This window comes from Actinacidiphila bryophytorum, from assembly GCF_016916835.1.
GTDB lineage: Bacteria > Actinomycetota > Actinomycetes > Streptomycetales > Streptomycetaceae > Actinacidiphila > Actinacidiphila bryophytorum.
This window is the reverse complement of sequence record NZ_JAFFIX010000001.1, coordinates 121735-137590: the sequence shown is the minus strand read 5'-3', so window position 1 is coordinate 137590 and position 15856 is coordinate 121735. Positions and strand designations below refer to the sequence as shown.

Sequence of the window (15856 nt, the reverse complement as noted above, 5' to 3'; positions counted from 1 at the left end):
GTTTCAGGGTCCGCTGCGAGAAGTGAACGCACCGGACCCAGGCCCCTACAACTTGTGAACCAACCCTCCCCCCCTCCCCCGGTCCACCGCCCGCACCCCTACGGGAAGGACGCCACTCGTGGCCACCTCCGTCAGGGCGACGTCCGACGGCAGCCCGCCGTCGTCCCGGCCCGCCCCCAGCACGTCCGACCAGCGCGGCAGCCGCCCTCCCGGCTGGCGCACCCGGCTCTACCGGTTCGACACCAAGGCCTCCCCGTACGCCTACGTCGCGCCCTTCTTCATCCTCTTCGCCGCCTTCGGCCTCTTCCCGCTGATCTACACCGGGTGGCTGTCGCTGCACCAGGTCGAGCTGGGCTCCCACGCCAAGTGGGTCGGCTTCGACAACTACACCGGCCTGTGGGACAACGAGTTCTTCTGGAAGGCGCTGCGCAACACCTTCACGCTCGGCGTGCTCTCCACGGTGCCGCAGTTGCTGATGGCGCTGGGCCTCGCACACCTGCTCAACTACAAGCTGCGCGGCCGGGGCTTCTTCCGGGTCGCGGTGCTGGCGCCGTACGCGACCTCGGTGGCCGCCGCCACCCTGGTCTTCATCCAGATGTTCAACCCCGACTACGGGATGATCAACCAGCTGTTCGGCCACCTCGGGTTCGGCCACGTCGACTGGGAATCGTCCAAGTGGCCCGCGCAGATAGCCATCTCGACCATCGTGACCTGGCGCTGGACCGGCTACAACGCGCTGATCTACCTGGCCGCGATGCAGGCCGTGCCGGCCGACCTCTACGAGGCCGCGGCGCTGGACGGCGCCTCGCGCTGGCGGCAGTTCGTCAACGTCACCATCCCGTCGATCCGGCCGACGATCCTGTTCACGATCATCGTGTCCACGATCGGCGCGACCCAGCTGTTCGGTGAGCCGCTGATGTTCGGCGGCGGCGTCGGCGTCACGGGCGGCACCGACCACCAGTACCAGACGCTCAGCCTCTACATGTACGACAAGGGCTGGAACGTCGGCGAACTCGGCCAGGCCTCCGCCGTGGCCTGGGTGATGCTGCTCATCCTGCTGCTCATCGGCGCCGTCAACCTGCTGATCGCACGCTCCAACCGACGGAAGCTGGGGGCCTGACCATGGCGCAACTCACTCAGGCCGCCAAGACCGCGGGACCGCGGCACTCCTCGGCTGCGCCGGCCCGCCGCCGGCGCGTGAAGGCAGGCGGCGCGGGCAAGCAGCAGCACGCGGGACCCATCGCGTACATCCTGCTGATCATCGCCGCGGCGATCTCGCTCTTCCCGCTCTACTGGACGGTCGTCGCCGCCTCGCACACCGACACCGACATCACCCAGCCGCCGACCCCCCTGCTGCCCGGCAGCCACCTGGTGGAGAACATCAAGGTGGTGTGGGACGAGGTCGACATGACCACGGCCCTGATCAACTCCACCGTGGTGGCCGGCTGCGTCGCCATCAGCACCGTGCTGTTCGCCACCCTGGCCGGCTTCGCCTTCGCCAAGCTGCGCTTCCGCGGGCGCAACGCGCTGCTGATGATCGTCGTCGCCACCATGACGATCCCGCCGCAGCTCAGCGTGATCCCGCTCTACCAGATCATCACCAAGGTCGGCTGGTTCGGCCACCTGCAGGCCGTCATCCTGCCCTCACTGGTCGCCGCCTTCGGTGTGTTCTTCATGCGGCAGTTCCTCTCCGAGGCGCTGCCCATCGAGCTGATCGAGGCCGCGCGGGTGGACGGGGCGCACAGCCTGCGCATCCTGTGGCACGTGGTCTTCCCGATCGCCAGGCCCGCGATGGCCGTGCTGGGAATGCTGGTGTTCGTGCAGGCCTGGAACGACTTCTTCTGGCCGCTGATCGCCCTGAACCAGCAGAACCCGACCGTCCAGGTCGCCCTGGCGGGCGTCGGGGCCGGCAACCACACCATCGACCATGCCGCGGTCGTCACCGCCGCGCTGGTCGCGACGCTGCCGCTGCTGCTGGTCTTCGCCTTCCTCGGCAAGCACATCGTCGGCGGTATCACCGCGGGTGCCGTCAAGAGCTGAACTCCCTGCCCGCGGGGCCGCAACCCCTGTGCCGCGCGGGTCAGCGGAGCGGGCTGACGCCTGAGCTCGCGAAGTGGGCGGCTGAGGAACGAAGCCGTCCGCGCAGCGAGTGAACAGGAAGACCGCCTGATAAGGGAGCCCCCTTCTCCCCCGACTACCCCCTGATTCCCCTGGAGTCCCCCGTTATGACAGCTGTCCGTTCAGAGAGCACTGAGCTTTCTGCCAGCTCGGCCTCGCTCCGCTTCCCCCCCGGCTTCGTCTGGGGGGCGGCCACCGCCGCCTATCAGATCGAGGGCGCCGCAGCCGAGGACGGCCGTACGCCCTCGATCTGGGACACCTTCAGCCACACCCCGGGCCGAGTCCGCAACGGGGACACCGGCGACATCGCCGCCGACCACTACCACCGCTTCCGCGACGACGTGGCGCTGATGGCGGACCTGGGCCTGGGCGCGTACCGCTTCTCGGTGTCCTGGTCCCGGGTCCAGCCGACCGGGCGCGGCCCCGCCGTGCAGCGCGGCCTCGACTTCTACCGCCGGCTGACCGACGAGCTGCTCGACAAGGGCATCACCCCGGTGGCCACGCTCTACCACTGGGACCTGCCGCAGGACCTGGAGGACGTCGGCGGCTGGACCGTACGCGACACCACCGAGCGCTTCGCCGAGTACGCCGAGATCGTGGCGGGCGCGCTCGGCGACCGGGTGCCGTACTGGACCACGCTCAACGAGCCGTGGTGCTCGGCCTACCTCGGCTACGGCTCGGGGGTGCACGCCCCCGGGCGCACCGAGCCCGAGTCGGCGCTGAAGGCCGTGCACCACCTCAACCTCGCCCATGGCCGGGCGATCGGGGTTCTGCGTTCCGTTCTCCCCGCTACAGCGCAGACCTCGATCACCCTCAACCTCCACCAGATCCGCCCGCTCACCGACTCCGCCGCCGACCTGGACGCGGCCCGCCGCATCGACGCGGTCGGCAACCGGGTCTTCCTCGGCCCGATCCTCGGCGACGGCTACCCCGCCGACCTGCTGGACGACACCGCCCACCTGGTCGACTGGGAGTCGCTGGTCAAGGACGGCGACCTCGCCGAGATCGGCCGCCCGATCGACCTGCTGGGCCTGAACTACTACACCCCGACGCTGGTCTCCGACGGGCGGGTGCAGACCGACGGTCCGGCGGCGCCGCGCAACGACGGGCACGGGGCGAGCGACTTCTCGCCGTGGCCCGGCTCCGAGCACGTCGCCTTCCACCTGCCGCCCGGCGAGACCACCGCGATGCGCTGGGCCGTCGACGCGACGGGCCTGCGCGACCTGATCCAGCGGATCGCCAGGGAGCACCCGGGCCTGCCGATGATGGTCACCGAGAACGGCGCCGCGTACGACGACTACATCTCGCCCGAGGGCCAGGTCAACGACCCCGAGCGGATCGCGTACCTGCACGGCCACCTGTCCGCGGTGCACCAGGCGGTGAGCGCGGGCGCCGACGTCCGCGGCTACTTCCTGTGGTCGCTGATGGACAACTTCGAGTGGGCCTACGGGTACAGCAAGCGCTTCGGCGCCGTCTACGTGGACTTCGGCACGCAGCGCAGGATCCCCAAGCAAAGCGCGCACTGGTACGCCTCGGTGGCGCGCGCGAACGTCCTCCAGGACCTCCCGGAGGAGGACGGGAAGTCCTGAAGGGACGGAGAAAAAGGAGCGGTACGGCAGTTCGAGGGTGCTGCCGTACCGCTCCTTGACGTTCCTCCCCCGTGGGGGTGGGAGAGGACCGTGCCCCGGGGGGATCAGCCGGTGTAGCCGGCGAAGGCCTGGGCGAAGGCGCCCGCGCTCTGGGTGATCGAGCTGCAGCTCGCGTCCGCCCAGCTCTGGGCGCCGCCCGCGCAACTCCTGTCGCGGGTCGCCGACCACATCGACAGCCAGGCCAGGCCCTTGGTCTTGGCGAAGGCCGCCAGCTGCGAGGCGTCGGCGACGGTGAACACCTCGGAGCTGACGTCGTTGACGCCGATCATCGGGGTGACCGCGACCTTGTGCCACGCGGCGGCGTCCGAGAGCCCGAGCACGCTCTTGACCTGCGCCTGGGTCGCGGTGGCACCGTCGATCGCGTACTGGCCCATGTCGCCGGAGAAGGACGCCCCGTAGTCCATCGCCATGATGTTGACCGCGTGCACGTCCACGCCGTTGGATTTCGCGTTCGACAGCAGGTCGATGCCGTCCTGGGTCAGCCCGGTCGGCATCGCGGGCAGCGTGTAGGAGACCTCAAGGCCGCTGTGGGCGCGCTGGAGCTGCGCGATCGCCTGGGCGCGGCGGGTGTTGGCGGCGGTGTCGGGCAGCGCGCCGCCCTCGACGTCGAAGTCCACCTTGGTCAGGCCGAACTGGTCGATCACCTTGCCGTACGCGGCGGCCAGGTCGCCCGCAGACGAGCAGGCCGCGGCCAGCTCCGTACCGTTGGCGCCGCCGAAGGAGACCCGGACGTCGCCGCCGGCCGCGCGCAGGGCGCCGATCTGGGCGGCCACCGCGTCGCTGCCCAGGTCCGAGACGCCGCCCCACTTGGGGACGCAGCCGCCGCCGGAGACGACGAAGGCCAGGTTGAACTGCTTGACGCCGGCCTTGGCAGCGCCGACCAGGTCGTAGGCCGGGTAGAGCGAGGTGTCGACGTAGGGCGAGAAGCCGCCGCCTGTGGCGGAGCCGCTGCCCGGGTCGGTGGTCGCGGTCGGGGTGGCGGTCGGTGTCGGCGTCGCGGTGGGGGTCGCGGTGGGCGTGGCCGTGGGGTGGCCGGTCGGCGTCGCGGTCGGGCCGCTGTCCACCGAGCACTTGCTGTCGTTGATCAGGCAGCCGGTCGGGTCGCCCGCGGTCCCGCCGGCGCCCGCGACGAAGCCGACCTGGACTATGCCGCCGGGGGCTATCGAGGAGTTCCAGCTCTCCGGCTTCACCGTGACGGTCTGCCCCGACACCGTGAAGGTGCCGTTCCACAGCGAGCTGATCGTGGTGCCCGCGGGCAGCTGGAAGGTCAGCGTCCAGCCGTCGAGCGTGCTGCCCGTGCCGTTGCTGATCACGTACTGCCCGGTGTAACCGCTGCCCCAGTCACTTGTCTTGGAGTACGCGGCCCCGACAGTGGCCGCGCTCGCGGAACCCGCGAGGGCGAAACCGCCGCCCGCGAGTGCCGCCGCGACGGCGACGGCGACGGTCAACTGGACTTTGCGGCTGGGACGGCGGCGGTGCGTGCGTGCCATGTGCTGCCTGCCTCGGTGTTGGGGGAGGTGGTGACGCGCTGCACGCTAACCGCCGGCGGTCGGACGAAAGCCCTGTTCAGGGCGCCGGGGCGGCTTCTTATGGCGCGCTTAAGCAACGGCAAGGGACCCGTTAAAGATGGCCCGCGCACCGGGCTGTGCGCGGGCGGCCCTCACAGGTGGCCGCGGCCCGCCGCCCTGCCGCGCCGCTTGTGGCCCGCCGCCACCGGGGCGGGGGCGCCGCCCAGCGCGAGCCACAGCCGTATCTCCGCACCGCCCAGCACACTGCGGCCCACCCGCATGTCGCCGCCCGTGGACTCCGCGACCCTGCGCACGATGTCCAGGCCGAGCCCCGTCGACCCCTGCCCGCCGTCGCCGTGCCCTCTGCGCACCGCCGCCGCCGGGTCCGCGACACCCGGCCCCGCGTCCGAGACCAGCACGATGACCGCGTCGTCCGCGCGGTGCACGTCCACCGCGAAGGCGGTGCCTTCGGGGGTGTGCCGGAAGACGTTCCCGAGCATCGCGTCCAGCGCCGCGACCAGTTCACCGCGCGCGACCGGCACCCGTACCGGCCGGTCCGCGCCCGCCGTGCGCACCTCGCGGGACTCGTCCTCCGCCAGCGCCGACCAGAACGCCATCCGCTCCCTGATCACCTCCGCCGCGTCGCACCCGGCCGCCGTCGCCGGTACGCGCTGCTCCCGCGCGGCCCTGATGATCTGGTCGACCTCCCGCTCCAGCTGGGCGACCGCCGCCCTGGTCTGGTCGGCGGCCGGACCCTCGCCCAGCGAGGCGGTGTTCAGCCGCAGCACGGTCAGCGGGGTACGCAGCCGGTGCGACAGGTCCGCCGCCAACTCCCGCTCCGCCGCCAGCAGCTGCACCACCTGGTCGGCCATGGCGTTGAAGGCGGCCGCCGCGGACCGCAGTTCGTCAGGCCCCGCCTCCGGCACCCGCACCCCCAGGTCCCCCTCACCCAACCGGTGCGCCGCCCCCGCCAGTTGCACCGCGGGCCGCACCATACGGCTGCCCAGCCGGTCGGCCACCGCGACCGACCCCACGATCAGCCCGAGCCCCACCCCCGCCAGCACCAGCCACGCGGTCGCCACCCCCCGCGTGACATCGCCGTCCGGCACGAACACCTCGACGACCGCGATCGTCCCGGCCCCCACCGCGGTCGGCCGCAGCAGCGCATAGCCGCCCGCGACCCGCACCGTCGCCGCCTCCCCGTCGGCCGACGCCGCCGCCAGCGCCGCCGCGTCCGCATGCGGCTGCCCGATCCGCACCTCCGCACGGCCCGGCGTCGCCGGGATGCGCAACGCGATCCTTTTCAGCGCCCCCGCCTGCGTCGTGGCCACCGCCCCCTCCAACTGCCCGCGGTCCGTGGTGATCGCCAGCGCCGGGGCGATCGCCGCGGCCTGCCGCTCGGCGTTCGTCAGCGCACGGTCCCTGGCCAGCTCCCTGACCACCAGGCCCAGCGGCACCGCGAAGGCGATCACCACCATCGCCGTCACCGCGAGCGAGACCCGGATCAGGGACCACCTCATACCGGCGGCTCCAGCTTGACCCCCACCCCGCGCAACGTGTGCAGATACCGCGGCCTGGCCGCCGTCTCCCCCAACTTCCTGCGCAGCCACGACAGATGCACGTCGATCGTCTGGTCGTCCCCGTACGACTGCTGCCACACCTCCGCCAGCAGCTCGCGCCGCGCCACCACCACACCCGGCCGCGCCGCCAGGAAACTCAGCAGGTCGAACTCCCGCCGCGTCAGGTCCAGCGCCACCCCGTCCAGCACCGCCAGGCGGCGCCGCACATCGATGGTCAGCCCGCCCACCGCGATCACCGCGTCCACCGACGACGCCGCCGACCGGCTGCGGGACCGCCGCAGAACGGCCGCCAGCCGGGCCGACAGGTGCTCGACGGAGAACGGTTTCACCAGGTAGTCGTCAGCGCCCGCGTTCAGCAGCCGGACGATCTCCGCCTCGTCGTCCCGCGCGGTCGCCACGATCACCGGTACGTCGCTGAGCCCGCGCAGCATCTTCAACGCCTCGGAACCGTCCAGGTCGGGCAGCCCGAGATCCAGGATCACCACGTCGAACCCGACCTGCGCGACCTCCCGCAGCGCCTCCAGCGCCGTGCCCACGCTGCGCACCGTGTGCGAGGCGTCCGTCAGGTGCCGGATCAGGGCCGAGCGCACGAACTGGTCGTCCTCGACCACGAGCACACTTGCCATGCGCGGCAACCTAGCGCGTTACGCCGCCGCGTGGTGCGGCACTATGGCCGTTGTGCACCGAGGGCTGCTCCACATCTGCGCCTGGGCGCTGACCACCGCGGCGGCGGCGACGCTGTCCTGGTTCGGCGTCCACAGTGTGCTGCGCGGCACCGCGTACGACCCGCCGCACGCGCTACCCGTCACCGCGCCCGCGGTGGGCGCACCCACCTCGCGCCCCCCGGCCCCCACCCCGGCGCACCGCGCCCCCGCCCGCTCCTCCCCCACCCCCCGCCCGCACCCGTCCTCCACGGTGCACGGCTACACCCTCCGCGGCGGCCGCGTCGTCCTCGCCCTCGGCCCGACCGCGGCCACGCTCGTCTCCGCGGTCCCCAACTCCGGCTGGAAGATGCAGGTGTGGCCGGAGCAGGGGTGGCTCCGGGTCACCTTCACCTCCGCCTCCGGCGGGTCGGCCTCGACGGTGATCTCCACATGGAACGGACACGCGCCGTCCGTCCAGACCTACGAGGAATAGCCCTGCGGCGCCGGGGGGGGTACCAGGTGATTGCCCCTTGCGGTGGGCGCTCGCCTTTCCCGCCCTCGTGGCTGGGCGCGCAGGTCCGCCCCCAGAGCTTCGCCTGGGGGTACCCCCAGCGCCTCCTGAGGTGATTGCCACTTGCTGTGGCGTTGCTTGCTTCCCGGCCGTTCAGGCTGGGCGCGCAGTTCCCCGCGCCCCTTTGGCCTGCGTCCTCATCCGCTCAGCAATGGCCCCGGCCAGGGGCCTCGCCCTTGGGGCGGAGGGTGAGCGTTTTCAGGGGCGCGGGGAACTGCGCGACCAGCCCACCACCGGCCGGAAGGCGAACGCTCACCGCAGGTGGCAGTCACCTCTCGCCGGAGGCGGGGGCGCGGTCAGCCGAAGGCGTGAGGGGGTGGAGGCGGGGACGGGGTCGCCGTCGCGTCGGTGGTGACGGGGGCGCCCGCGGCGAAGGAGGAGAGCGCGTGGCCATGGTCCACGCGACCAGGGTGGGGGTCGGTCGCCACCCGCCGGGTGAGATCGGCGACGGGCAGGTCGTGGTCGGCAGCCCACAGCACGGCGTTGCCGAACCGCTTCCCCCGCAGCACCGCGGGATCCGCGGCCAGGCACACCTCCGCGAACGCGGCCCGTACCGTCGCGACCTGCGCGCGCAGGAAGGTGAGCGCACCCCCGTCGGTGAGGTTGGCGGCGTAGTCGCCGCCGGGCCTCAGCACCCTGCGCACGTCCGTGAGGAACTCCGCACTGGTCAGGTGCGCGGGGGTGCGGGCACCCCCGAAGACGTCGGCGATCACCAGGTCGGCCCAGCCGTCGGGGAGTTTCGCGAGCCCGGCGCGCGCGTCGCCGCTGCGTACCTTGATGCGCCAGCCGCGGTCCCAGGGCAGGTGGGTCCTGACCAGGTCGACCAGGGCGGAGTCGAGTTCGATGACCTGCTGGGTGGAGCGGGGCCGGGTGTAGGCGGTGTAGCGGGCCAGGGTCAGCGCGCCGCCGCCGAGGTGCAGGACCCGCAGCGGCATGCCGGGCGGCGCGACCAGGTCGATGACGTGGCCCAGCCTGCGCTGGTAGGAGAAGCCGAGGTGGTCGGGCTCTGCCAGGTCGACATGGGACTGCGGGGCGCCCTCGACGACCAGCGCCCAGGCCTTGGGGCGCTCCCGGTCGGGTACGAGGGCCGCGGCGCCGCCCGCGACCTGCGCGGTGACCGCGTCGGGTGTGCGGGCGCGGCCGCCGCGCTGTCTCTTGCCTGCCATGCGCCGATTATCGGGGCAGAGCGGCTAGACCGCGCGCAGGCCCTGGTAGCCGTCGACCAGTTCGATGGTGCGGGCGGCCTGGCCGAGTGCCGCCCGCAGCACCGCGGGGTCGGTCACCTCGGTGTCGGTGTGCGGCGGCACCAGCCACCCGGTGTCGGCGACCGGCGGCGCACCGTCCAGGACCAGGCCGCGGCCGTCGGTGCTGGTACAGGAGCTGCCGGGCACGTCCCAGCAGTCGGCGGTGCCGGGCGGTACGAGGAAGCCCAGGCTGGCGCCGGTGTTGTCGTGCAGCACCGGGCCGACCCCGCTGCCGTGCCGCAGCAGGTCGACCGCTTCGAGACCCTGCCGGGTCGGCACGGTCACCAGATCGCACGGTGGCGGCAGTTCGCTGCACTCCCGGCTCGGACCCGACGTATGCGTACCGCTGGTGTCCAACAAGGCAAACGCTCCTCACGATGGGATCGGCGCACGCTGTGCTTGTGCCACACCGGTACAACGCGGGACGGCGTCAACGGCTACGTGCGTTTCACGCCGTAAGGGGTGGCGTTTCATGGCGGATAGTGCGTGAGATATCCGGTTTGTAGCCAAATTCGGCATATGGAGCTTCCTTGCGGCCGGTACGTTCGTCCCGCCGCCGAGCGGTACCGACCGTCGTGGGAGTCGCCATGCTGCCGTCCCCTGCCTCCACAGCCCCGCCCGCCAACACCGCGATCCGGCGGCTGCGCGGCGACCGCTCGCCGGCCGAGTTCGCCGCGGCCGTACGGAGGGCCGCCCGCGAGATCGGCGAACAGGTCAGCTGCGACGCCCGCTACGTCGGACGGCTCGAATCCGGTGAGATCCGCTGCCCCAACTACGCCTACGAGCGGGTCTTCCGCCACATGTTCCCCGGGCTCACCCCCGCGGACCTCGGCTTCGCACCCCGGCAGGCGGTGCGCGGCCGGCGCACCACCGCACCGCCTGCCGCCCCGCTCGAACCGACGTACGAGGAGAGCGACGTGCAGCGTCGCGCGTTCATGACCGGCGGCCCGGCCGCCTTCGCCACCGCACTCCTGCCGCAGCAGCGCGCCGAGGCGCCCGCCAGGGCCGGCGCCGCGGAGGTCGCCGCCGTGCACGACGCGGTACGGCAGATCCGGCTGCACGACGACCGGCACGGCGGCGACGGCCTCTACACCCAGGCCGCAGGCGCCCTCCGCGGCGCCTACCGGCTCCTCGACGACACCAGCCACAGCTCCGCGACCGGAGCCGGGCTGGCCTCCGGGGCCGGGGAACTCGCCATCTCCGTCGGATGGCTCGCCCACGACTCCGGGCGGCTGCCCGAAGCCCGCTCCCACTACGCAGAAGCGCTCGCCACCGCCCGCATGGCCGGGGACCCCGCACTCGAAGTGCACGCCTTCTGCAACACCTCCTTCCTCGCCCGCGACGCCGGGCGGCACCGCGAAGCGGTGCGCGCCGCCCAGGCCGCGCAGGTCCTCGCCCGCGACCTCGGGTCCGCGCGGCTGCTCTCGCTGCTCGCGCTGCGGGAAGCCGGGGGGCTCGCCGGGCTCGGCGAGCGGCGGCGCTGCGAACTCGCTCTTGCACGGGCGCACACGCTCTTCGGGCAGGGTGCCCGGGACGCCGATCCCGGGTGGATGAGCTTCTTCGGCGAAGCGGAGCTGGCGGGGCTCGAAGCGCAGGCCTGGTCGGCCTTGGGCCGACCGGCCAGGGCTGCCGGGGCCGCCCGGCACGCGGTGCGCCTGCAGGACCCGCACTTCGTGCGCAACCTCGCGCTCTACCAGGCCGAGCTGGCCATCAACCTGCACCGGGCCGGCTCCCGCGCCGAGGCGGCCACCGTGGCGGGCTCCGCCCGCCGCCTCCTCCCCACCCTCCGCTCCACCCGCGTCCACACGATGCTCACCACCCTCTGACCCCCGCCCCCGCGCCTGCCGGCGCGGGTTCGTTTCCCCACCCTCCCCCACAGCTCCGCGTGGGGGTGCCCCCAGACCCGTGCAGATGCGATGTCGTGTGCAGGCCTCCCCGTGGCCGGTGCCCCGCCATCGGCGGCTGCGCGCCGATACCCCCCGGCGAACCGCCAGCGGTTACCGCAGCCGAGGACGTACCAAAGCCCACCCCGCAGACGACAACCGCAAGCCGCCGACACGGCCTACGCGACGACGAGGATGCCTGCGCAGGACTGACAGCTCACCGCAAGCCGCCAAACCGGGCCGAGGGGACGATTCGGGTGTCCCCGCAGGCATGCGCGCGACTCCCGCCGCCTCGTTCGGGAAGAGGTAAGGCGCGCAGGCCGGGGAGATACCCCCGAAGCGGCACCGACCCCACAGACGCACGGCAGGCGCACCGGGGGAAGCGCGCTTACGTTAAGGGCATGGCCCGGATGAGAACCGCTGCCGCCGTTGTGGCGGTGCTCGCAGGCACCGCGTTGGCCGCTCCGCCGCACGCCACGGGGTCGGCCGCCGCCGATCCGTACGGGCAGAGCATCGACTGGACCGGGTGCTCGGGTGTGCAGGGGCCGGCGTCGATGGAGTGCGGCACGCTCACCGTGCCGCACGACTACGCCGAGCCGCGGCACGGCGACCTGGACCTGGCGGTCAGCCGGATACCGGCGACGGGCCCAGGCCCGCGCCTCGGCTCGCTCGTGGTGAACTTCGGCGGCCCCGGCATCCCCGGCATCGCCGAACTGGCGCAACGCACCGCGGCCGGCGAGCTGTCCCGGCTCAACCGCAGCTACGACCTCATCGGCTTCGACCCCCGCGGCACCGGCCGCAGCACCCCCGTCGACTGCGGCGACCTCTCGGACGTGACCGCCACGGACCCGGTGGCGCAAGCGCGCCAGGTGGCGCAGGCGTGCCGCGAGCACTCCGGCGCCCTGCTGCCCTGGGTGGGCACCCCGAATGCCGCAAGGGACCTGGACGTGGTGAGGTCGGCGCTGGGCGACGACCGCCTGGCGTACCTGGGCTTCTCCTACGGCGGCCGCCTCGGCTCGGTCTATGCGCACGAGTTCCCGCAGCACACGGGCCGCGTCGTGCTGGACGGCGTACCGGACCCGACGCTGGACGACACGCAGACCGCGCTGGCCCAGGCGGCAGCCTTCCAGCACGCGCTGAACGACTTCGCCGCGGACTGCGCGGCCCGCGGCTGCCCGGTGCCCGGCCGGACGGCGGCGCAGGTGGTGGCGGGGATCGGGGCGACCGGCCGCGGCCTGGACGCTGGCGGGCTGGCGACGGTGTCGGGGCAACTGGACCGGGCCGGCTACCTGCAGGGCGTGCAGAACGCGCTGTACTCCAAGGACAACTGGCCCTTCCTCCGGGAGGCGCTGAGTGCGCTGCGCGACGGTGACGGCGAGCTGATGATGCAGCTGGCCTACCCGGGGCAACTGGGCGTGGCCTCGGGCCCCGCCCGCGGCCCTTCGTGGTCGACGCCGGACAACTACGAGATGTCGAAGCTGGCGATCGACTGCCGGGACACCCCGGAACGGCACACCGCGGCGGGCGTGCACGCGCTGGACGCGCGTTTCGCGGCGGCGTCCCCGGTGTTCGGCTCGTCGATCGAGGCGACGCTGCTGTCGTGCTCGGGGTGGCCGCCGGGAGACGCGGCGTCGCGCCGGGTGGCGGCACCGACGGCGCCGGAGGCGCTGCTGGTCAGTACGACGGCGGACCCGGCGACACCGTACCCGGGGGCGGCGCACATGGCCGCGGCGCTCGGCAACGGCAGCCGGGTGCTGACGTACCGGGGCGAGGGCCACGGGGCGTACTTCGCGCACAACCCATGCGTGGTGAAGTCGGTGGAGGCGTACCTGATCGACGGAGCGATGCCCCCCACGAAGGCGGTGTGCTGAGGCGCACACAGCACCCCGCGCACCGCGCACCGCAACAGCCAAACACGGCACCCCACCACTGCAGCCATGCACGGCACCGCGGCAGCACCCAAGCAGTCAGGCACCGCAGCAGCCAGGCACGGCAGCGCAGCACCGCGCACCGCAGCACCGCAGCACCGCAGCACCGCAGCACCGCAGCAGCCCAAGCAATCAGGCACCGCAGCAGCCAAGCGCGGCACCCCGGCACCCGGCAGCCAAGCGCGCAGCGCACCAGCAGCCAAGCGCCGGAGCGCACCAGCCCCCCAGCCTCACCCCCGCAGCGCGGCCGCGGCGACCCGCGGCAGGTCGAGCCGGCGCTCGTACAGCAGGAAGCGCGGGTACCAGCGGGGCGCGTACGCGGTGAGGAGGCGGCGGCGCTCCGTGGCGGCGGGCCAGGGGCGGGCGGGGGCGATGTTGAGGGAGAGGCGGGCGACACCGGCGAGGGCGGGGTCGGCGCCACCAGCGGCACGCAGCAGCAGGTCGGTGAGCAGGTGGTCGACGGGCGCGCGGCCGGAGTCGCGGTCGTGCCGCAGCAGGTCGAGGGTGAGGCCGTCGGCGCCCCAGGGCACGAGGAGCAGCAGGGCGCAGGTGCGGTCGTTGGGGTCGCGGCACTCGGCGAGGAGGCAGTCCCCGTCGGCGGGGTCGCCGATGCGGCCGAGCCCGGCCGGGAGCCCGGCGGGGTGCCGGCGCCAGGCGTCGGCGAGCTGGCCGAGCCGGCGCAGCTCGCCGGGGTCGATGTCGCGCTGCCGCCGGAAGGCGGTGGCGTAGCCGGCGTCGGCGACCATGCGGTGGGCGTCGAGGGCGTGGCCGCCGCCCGCGGCGAAGGCGGCGGCGTCGACGACGGCCTCGTCGCCGGAGGACAGGCCGTGGAAGCCGGCGGACTCGTAGGCGACGGCGGCGTCGGGTCCTGCGTTGGCGACGGCGGGCACCCAGGCGTGGGTGCGGGCGTGGTCGAGCCAGCCGCTGACGGCGGCGGGCCAGGCGGCGCGCGGGCCGAGGGGGTCGCCGGTGGCCAGCGCGACACCGCCGACGACGCGGTAGAGGATCGCGGCGTCCCGTTCCCCCGTCCACCACACGGACTTGTCGCGGCGCAGCGCGAAGTAGCCGAGCGAGTCGCGGCGGCCGTCGGCGCGCAGCAGGGCGCGCAGCCGCTGCTCGTCGGCGGGCAGGAGGCGCGCCCGCCCGCGGGGCGGGCGGAAGAAGGCCAGCAGGACGACGAGCATGAGGGCGACGCTGAGCACGTTGATGGCGAGGTCGGTCCAGCCGGGCACGGTGACGCCCGGCAGGTCGAAGAGCCCGGAGACGGTCAGGACGCGGACGGAGGCGTAGCGCAGGCTGGCGCTCCACTGCCGGGGCGGTGCCTGGTCGGTGGCGTGCACCAGCAGGGTGCCGACGCCGACCGCGACGACCGCGCCGATGACCAGGCTGGTCAGGCCGAGGGCGACGTTGCCGCGTTCGCCGCGGACGTTGAACAGCGGCCGGGAGACCAGCAGGGCGGTGACGAAGAGCAGGGTGAGGCCGAGCGAGACCCAGTTGAAGGGGTGGCCGCGGGACTCGCGGACCGCGGAGAGGGTGCCGGCGACGACGAGGGTGTAGCCGGCGGCGAGCACGGTCGTGACGATCCAGGCGGCGCGTTTGCGGCGGCGCAGGCTGATGGAGAGCACCAGGGCGAGGGCGGCGCCGGTGAAGCCGGGGCTGACCAGGAAGGCGGTGACGTACTCGCCGTCGGTGGCGGCCCGCACCCGGTCGCGGAAGGGGGCGATCAGGCCGGTGACGACGTTCACGGCGGTGGCCAGCCGCAGGTACCAGACGGCGGCGGCGGCGCCGGGGTCCCGGAGCGGGCGCAGCACCCGGCCGAGCAGCACTTCGAGCCGGGAGGGCGGCAGGTCGACGATGGTGGGGCGGGCGGCCGGCTGCTTGGTGAGCGAGACCGGGCTGGGGGCGCCGGCGACGGCGTCCATGGCGCGGGTCTTCATGTCGACCATGCGCCGGTGGATGCGTTCCTCGCGGCGTTCCGCGCGGGCCATCCGGCGCGGCCTGCTGCCGTAGCGCCAGCGCGCCCAGGGGCTGGCGGGGCGGGCGAGCCGCAGGGCGCCGACGACGGCGAGGAAGGGCAGCATCACCCCGAGCAGCCCGGTCCAGATCTTGCCCTTGGCCATGCACAGCACGACGAAGCCGAGGATCACCGCGGCGACGACGTAAGTCGTCCACTTGGTGCCGCCGACGTAACCGCCGAGCGGGGCCTGGCCGATGAGCAGCAGGCCGATCACGGAGACGGCGAGGATGACCGCGTCGACGGACTGCCGGCCCTCCTCGCGCCAGTAGACGTCCTCCAGGTGCAGGACGAGCGCGAACTCGTCCAGGACCAGGCCGCAGCCGACACCGAAGACGACGGCGAGGATGTTGTGGGCGAGCGGGCCGCCATGGACGGCGAAGGAGCCGACGCCGCCGATCAGCATCATGGCCTGGCCGAAGACGACGTGGTGGATGTGCAGGCCGCCGGGCTGGACGTTGCCCGGCCACCAGGAGACCTGGGCGCGGATCATCCGGGTGCTGAGCCGGATGAAGAGGAAGGACCCGAGGAGCCCGGCGAGCAGCAGGAACAGCGGTGTGCGCCCGCCGGTGCCGGAGATCTCCACCCGGACCGCGTCGGTCAGCGACCAGTGCCCCATGGGACAAGGGTGCTGGTCGCGGCGGTGCCGGACGGCGCGGCACGCCGTACGGCCGCGCCGCGGTCACACGCCGAAGGCCCCCCGTGGATCACGGAGGG

General features: G+C 73.4%; 12 protein-coding genes. 6 read left to right on the top strand and 6 right to left on the bottom strand.

Annotated features, from left to right (window positions below; all coding sequences use genetic code 11):
* The first annotated feature begins 118 nt into the window (after positions 1-118).
* The 3 genes from JT723_RS00560 (at position 119) to JT723_RS00550 (ending at position 3707) form a co-directional block, all read left to right on the top strand.
* Positions 119-1120 carry a carbohydrate ABC transporter permease gene (locus tag JT723_RS00560; RefSeq protein WP_205042304.1) on the top strand — a complete coding sequence of 334 codons (1002 nt, stop codon included), beginning with the start codon at positions 119-121 and terminating at the stop codon, positions 1118-1120.
* Between the two features lie 2 nt (positions 1121-1122).
* Positions 1123-2040, top strand: a complete 918-nt coding sequence (locus JT723_RS00555) for a carbohydrate ABC transporter permease (RefSeq protein WP_205042302.1) — start codon at positions 1123-1125, stop codon at positions 2038-2040.
* A 185-nt stretch (positions 2041-2225) separates the two neighbouring features.
* Positions 2226-3707 (top strand): GH1 family beta-glucosidase, encoded by a 1482-nt coding sequence (locus tag JT723_RS00550; RefSeq protein WP_205042300.1) that lies wholly within the window; start codon positions 2226-2228, stop codon positions 3705-3707.
* A gap of 104 nt (positions 3708-3811) precedes the next feature.
* On the opposite strand, the gene JT723_RS00545 is transcribed toward JT723_RS00550, so the two are convergent.
* From JT723_RS00545 to JT723_RS00535, 3 genes are all read right to left on the bottom strand, one after another.
* Positions 3812-5257 carry a cellulose binding domain-containing protein gene (locus JT723_RS00545; RefSeq protein ID WP_205042299.1) on the bottom strand — a complete coding sequence of 482 codons (1446 nt, stop codon included), beginning with the start codon at positions 5255-5257 and terminating at the stop codon, positions 3812-3814.
* 170 nt (positions 5258-5427) lie between these two features.
* A complete protein-coding gene (locus JT723_RS00540; RefSeq protein WP_205042298.1) occupies positions 5428-6795 on the bottom strand; it encodes a sensor histidine kinase in 1368 nt (455 codons plus the stop codon).
* Positions 6792-7481, bottom strand: coding sequence for a response regulator transcription factor (locus tag JT723_RS00535; RefSeq protein WP_205042297.1), 690 nt, complete (start codon positions 7479-7481; stop codon positions 6792-6794). Before JT723_RS00535 ends, JT723_RS00540 begins: the two co-directional genes overlap by 4 nt.
* Positions 7482-7524: 43 nt before the next feature.
* Here JT723_RS00535 and JT723_RS00530 point away from each other — a divergent pair, with 43 nt between their 5' ends.
* Positions 7525-7992 carry a hypothetical protein gene (locus JT723_RS00530; protein ID WP_205042296.1) on the top strand — a complete coding sequence of 156 codons (468 nt, stop codon included), beginning with the start codon at positions 7525-7527 and terminating at the stop codon, positions 7990-7992.
* Positions 7993-8366: 374 nt separating this feature from the next.
* Here the strand turns inward: JT723_RS00530 and JT723_RS00525 are convergent, their stop codons facing one another.
* Both JT723_RS00525 and JT723_RS00520 read right to left on the bottom strand, forming a co-directional pair.
* Entirely contained in the window at positions 8367-9236 is an 870-nt protein-coding gene (locus JT723_RS00525) for a spermidine synthase (protein ID WP_205042295.1), read from the bottom strand.
* 24 nt (positions 9237-9260) lie between these two features.
* Entirely contained in the window at positions 9261-9671 is a 411-nt protein-coding gene (locus tag JT723_RS00520; protein ID WP_205042776.1) for a hypothetical protein, read from the bottom strand.
* A 230-nt stretch (positions 9672-9901) separates the two neighbouring features.
* Here JT723_RS00520 and JT723_RS00515 point away from each other — a divergent pair, with 230 nt between their 5' ends.
* Positions 9902-11140 carry an NsdA family TPR-like regulatory protein gene (locus JT723_RS00515; RefSeq protein WP_205042292.1) on the top strand — a complete coding sequence of 413 codons (1239 nt, stop codon included), beginning with the start codon at positions 9902-9904 and terminating at the stop codon, positions 11138-11140.
* 458 nt (positions 11141-11598) lie between these two features.
* On the top strand, positions 11599-13068 hold the full coding sequence (locus JT723_RS00510) for an alpha/beta hydrolase (protein WP_205042291.1): 1470 nt from the start codon (positions 11599-11601) through the stop codon (positions 13066-13068).
* 287 nt (positions 13069-13355) lie between these two features.
* On the opposite strand, the gene JT723_RS00505 is transcribed toward JT723_RS00510, so the two are convergent.
* Positions 13356-15758, bottom strand: coding sequence for a phosphatidylglycerol lysyltransferase domain-containing protein (locus JT723_RS00505; protein ID WP_205042288.1), 2403 nt, complete (start codon positions 15756-15758; stop codon positions 13356-13358).
* Positions 15759-15856: the final 98 nt, after the last annotated feature.

Coding starts and splice junctions, on each gene's coding strand:
- JT723_RS00555 (WP_205042302.1), top strand. CDS start 1,123: ATGGCGCAACTCACTCAGGCCGCCAAGACCGCGGGACCGCGGCACTCC.
- JT723_RS00550 (WP_205042300.1), top strand. CDS start 2,226: ATGACAGCTGTCCGTTCAGAGAGCACTGAGCTTTCTGCCAGCTCGGCC.
- JT723_RS00545 (WP_205042299.1), bottom strand. CDS start 5,257: ATGGCACGCACGCACCGCCGCCGTCCCAGCCGCAAAGTCCAGTTGACC.
- JT723_RS00540 (WP_205042298.1), bottom strand. CDS start 6,795: ATGAGGTGGTCCCTGATCCGGGTCTCGCTCGCGGTGACGGCGATGGTG.
- JT723_RS00535 (WP_205042297.1), bottom strand. CDS start 7,481: ATGGCAAGTGTGCTCGTGGTCGAGGACGACCAGTTCGTGCGCTCGGCC.
- JT723_RS00530 (WP_205042296.1), top strand. CDS start 7,525: ATGGCCGTTGTGCACCGAGGGCTGCTCCACATCTGCGCCTGGGCGCTG.
- JT723_RS00525 (WP_205042295.1), bottom strand. CDS start 9,236: ATGGCAGGCAAGAGACAGCGCGGCGGCCGCGCCCGCACACCCGACGCG.
- JT723_RS00515 (WP_205042292.1), top strand. CDS start 9,902: ATGCTGCCGTCCCCTGCCTCCACAGCCCCGCCCGCCAACACCGCGATC.
- JT723_RS00510 (WP_205042291.1), top strand. CDS start 11,599: ATGGCCCGGATGAGAACCGCTGCCGCCGTTGTGGCGGTGCTCGCAGGC.
- JT723_RS00505 (WP_205042288.1), bottom strand. CDS start 15,758: ATGGGGCACTGGTCGCTGACCGACGCGGTCCGGGTGGAGATCTCCGGC.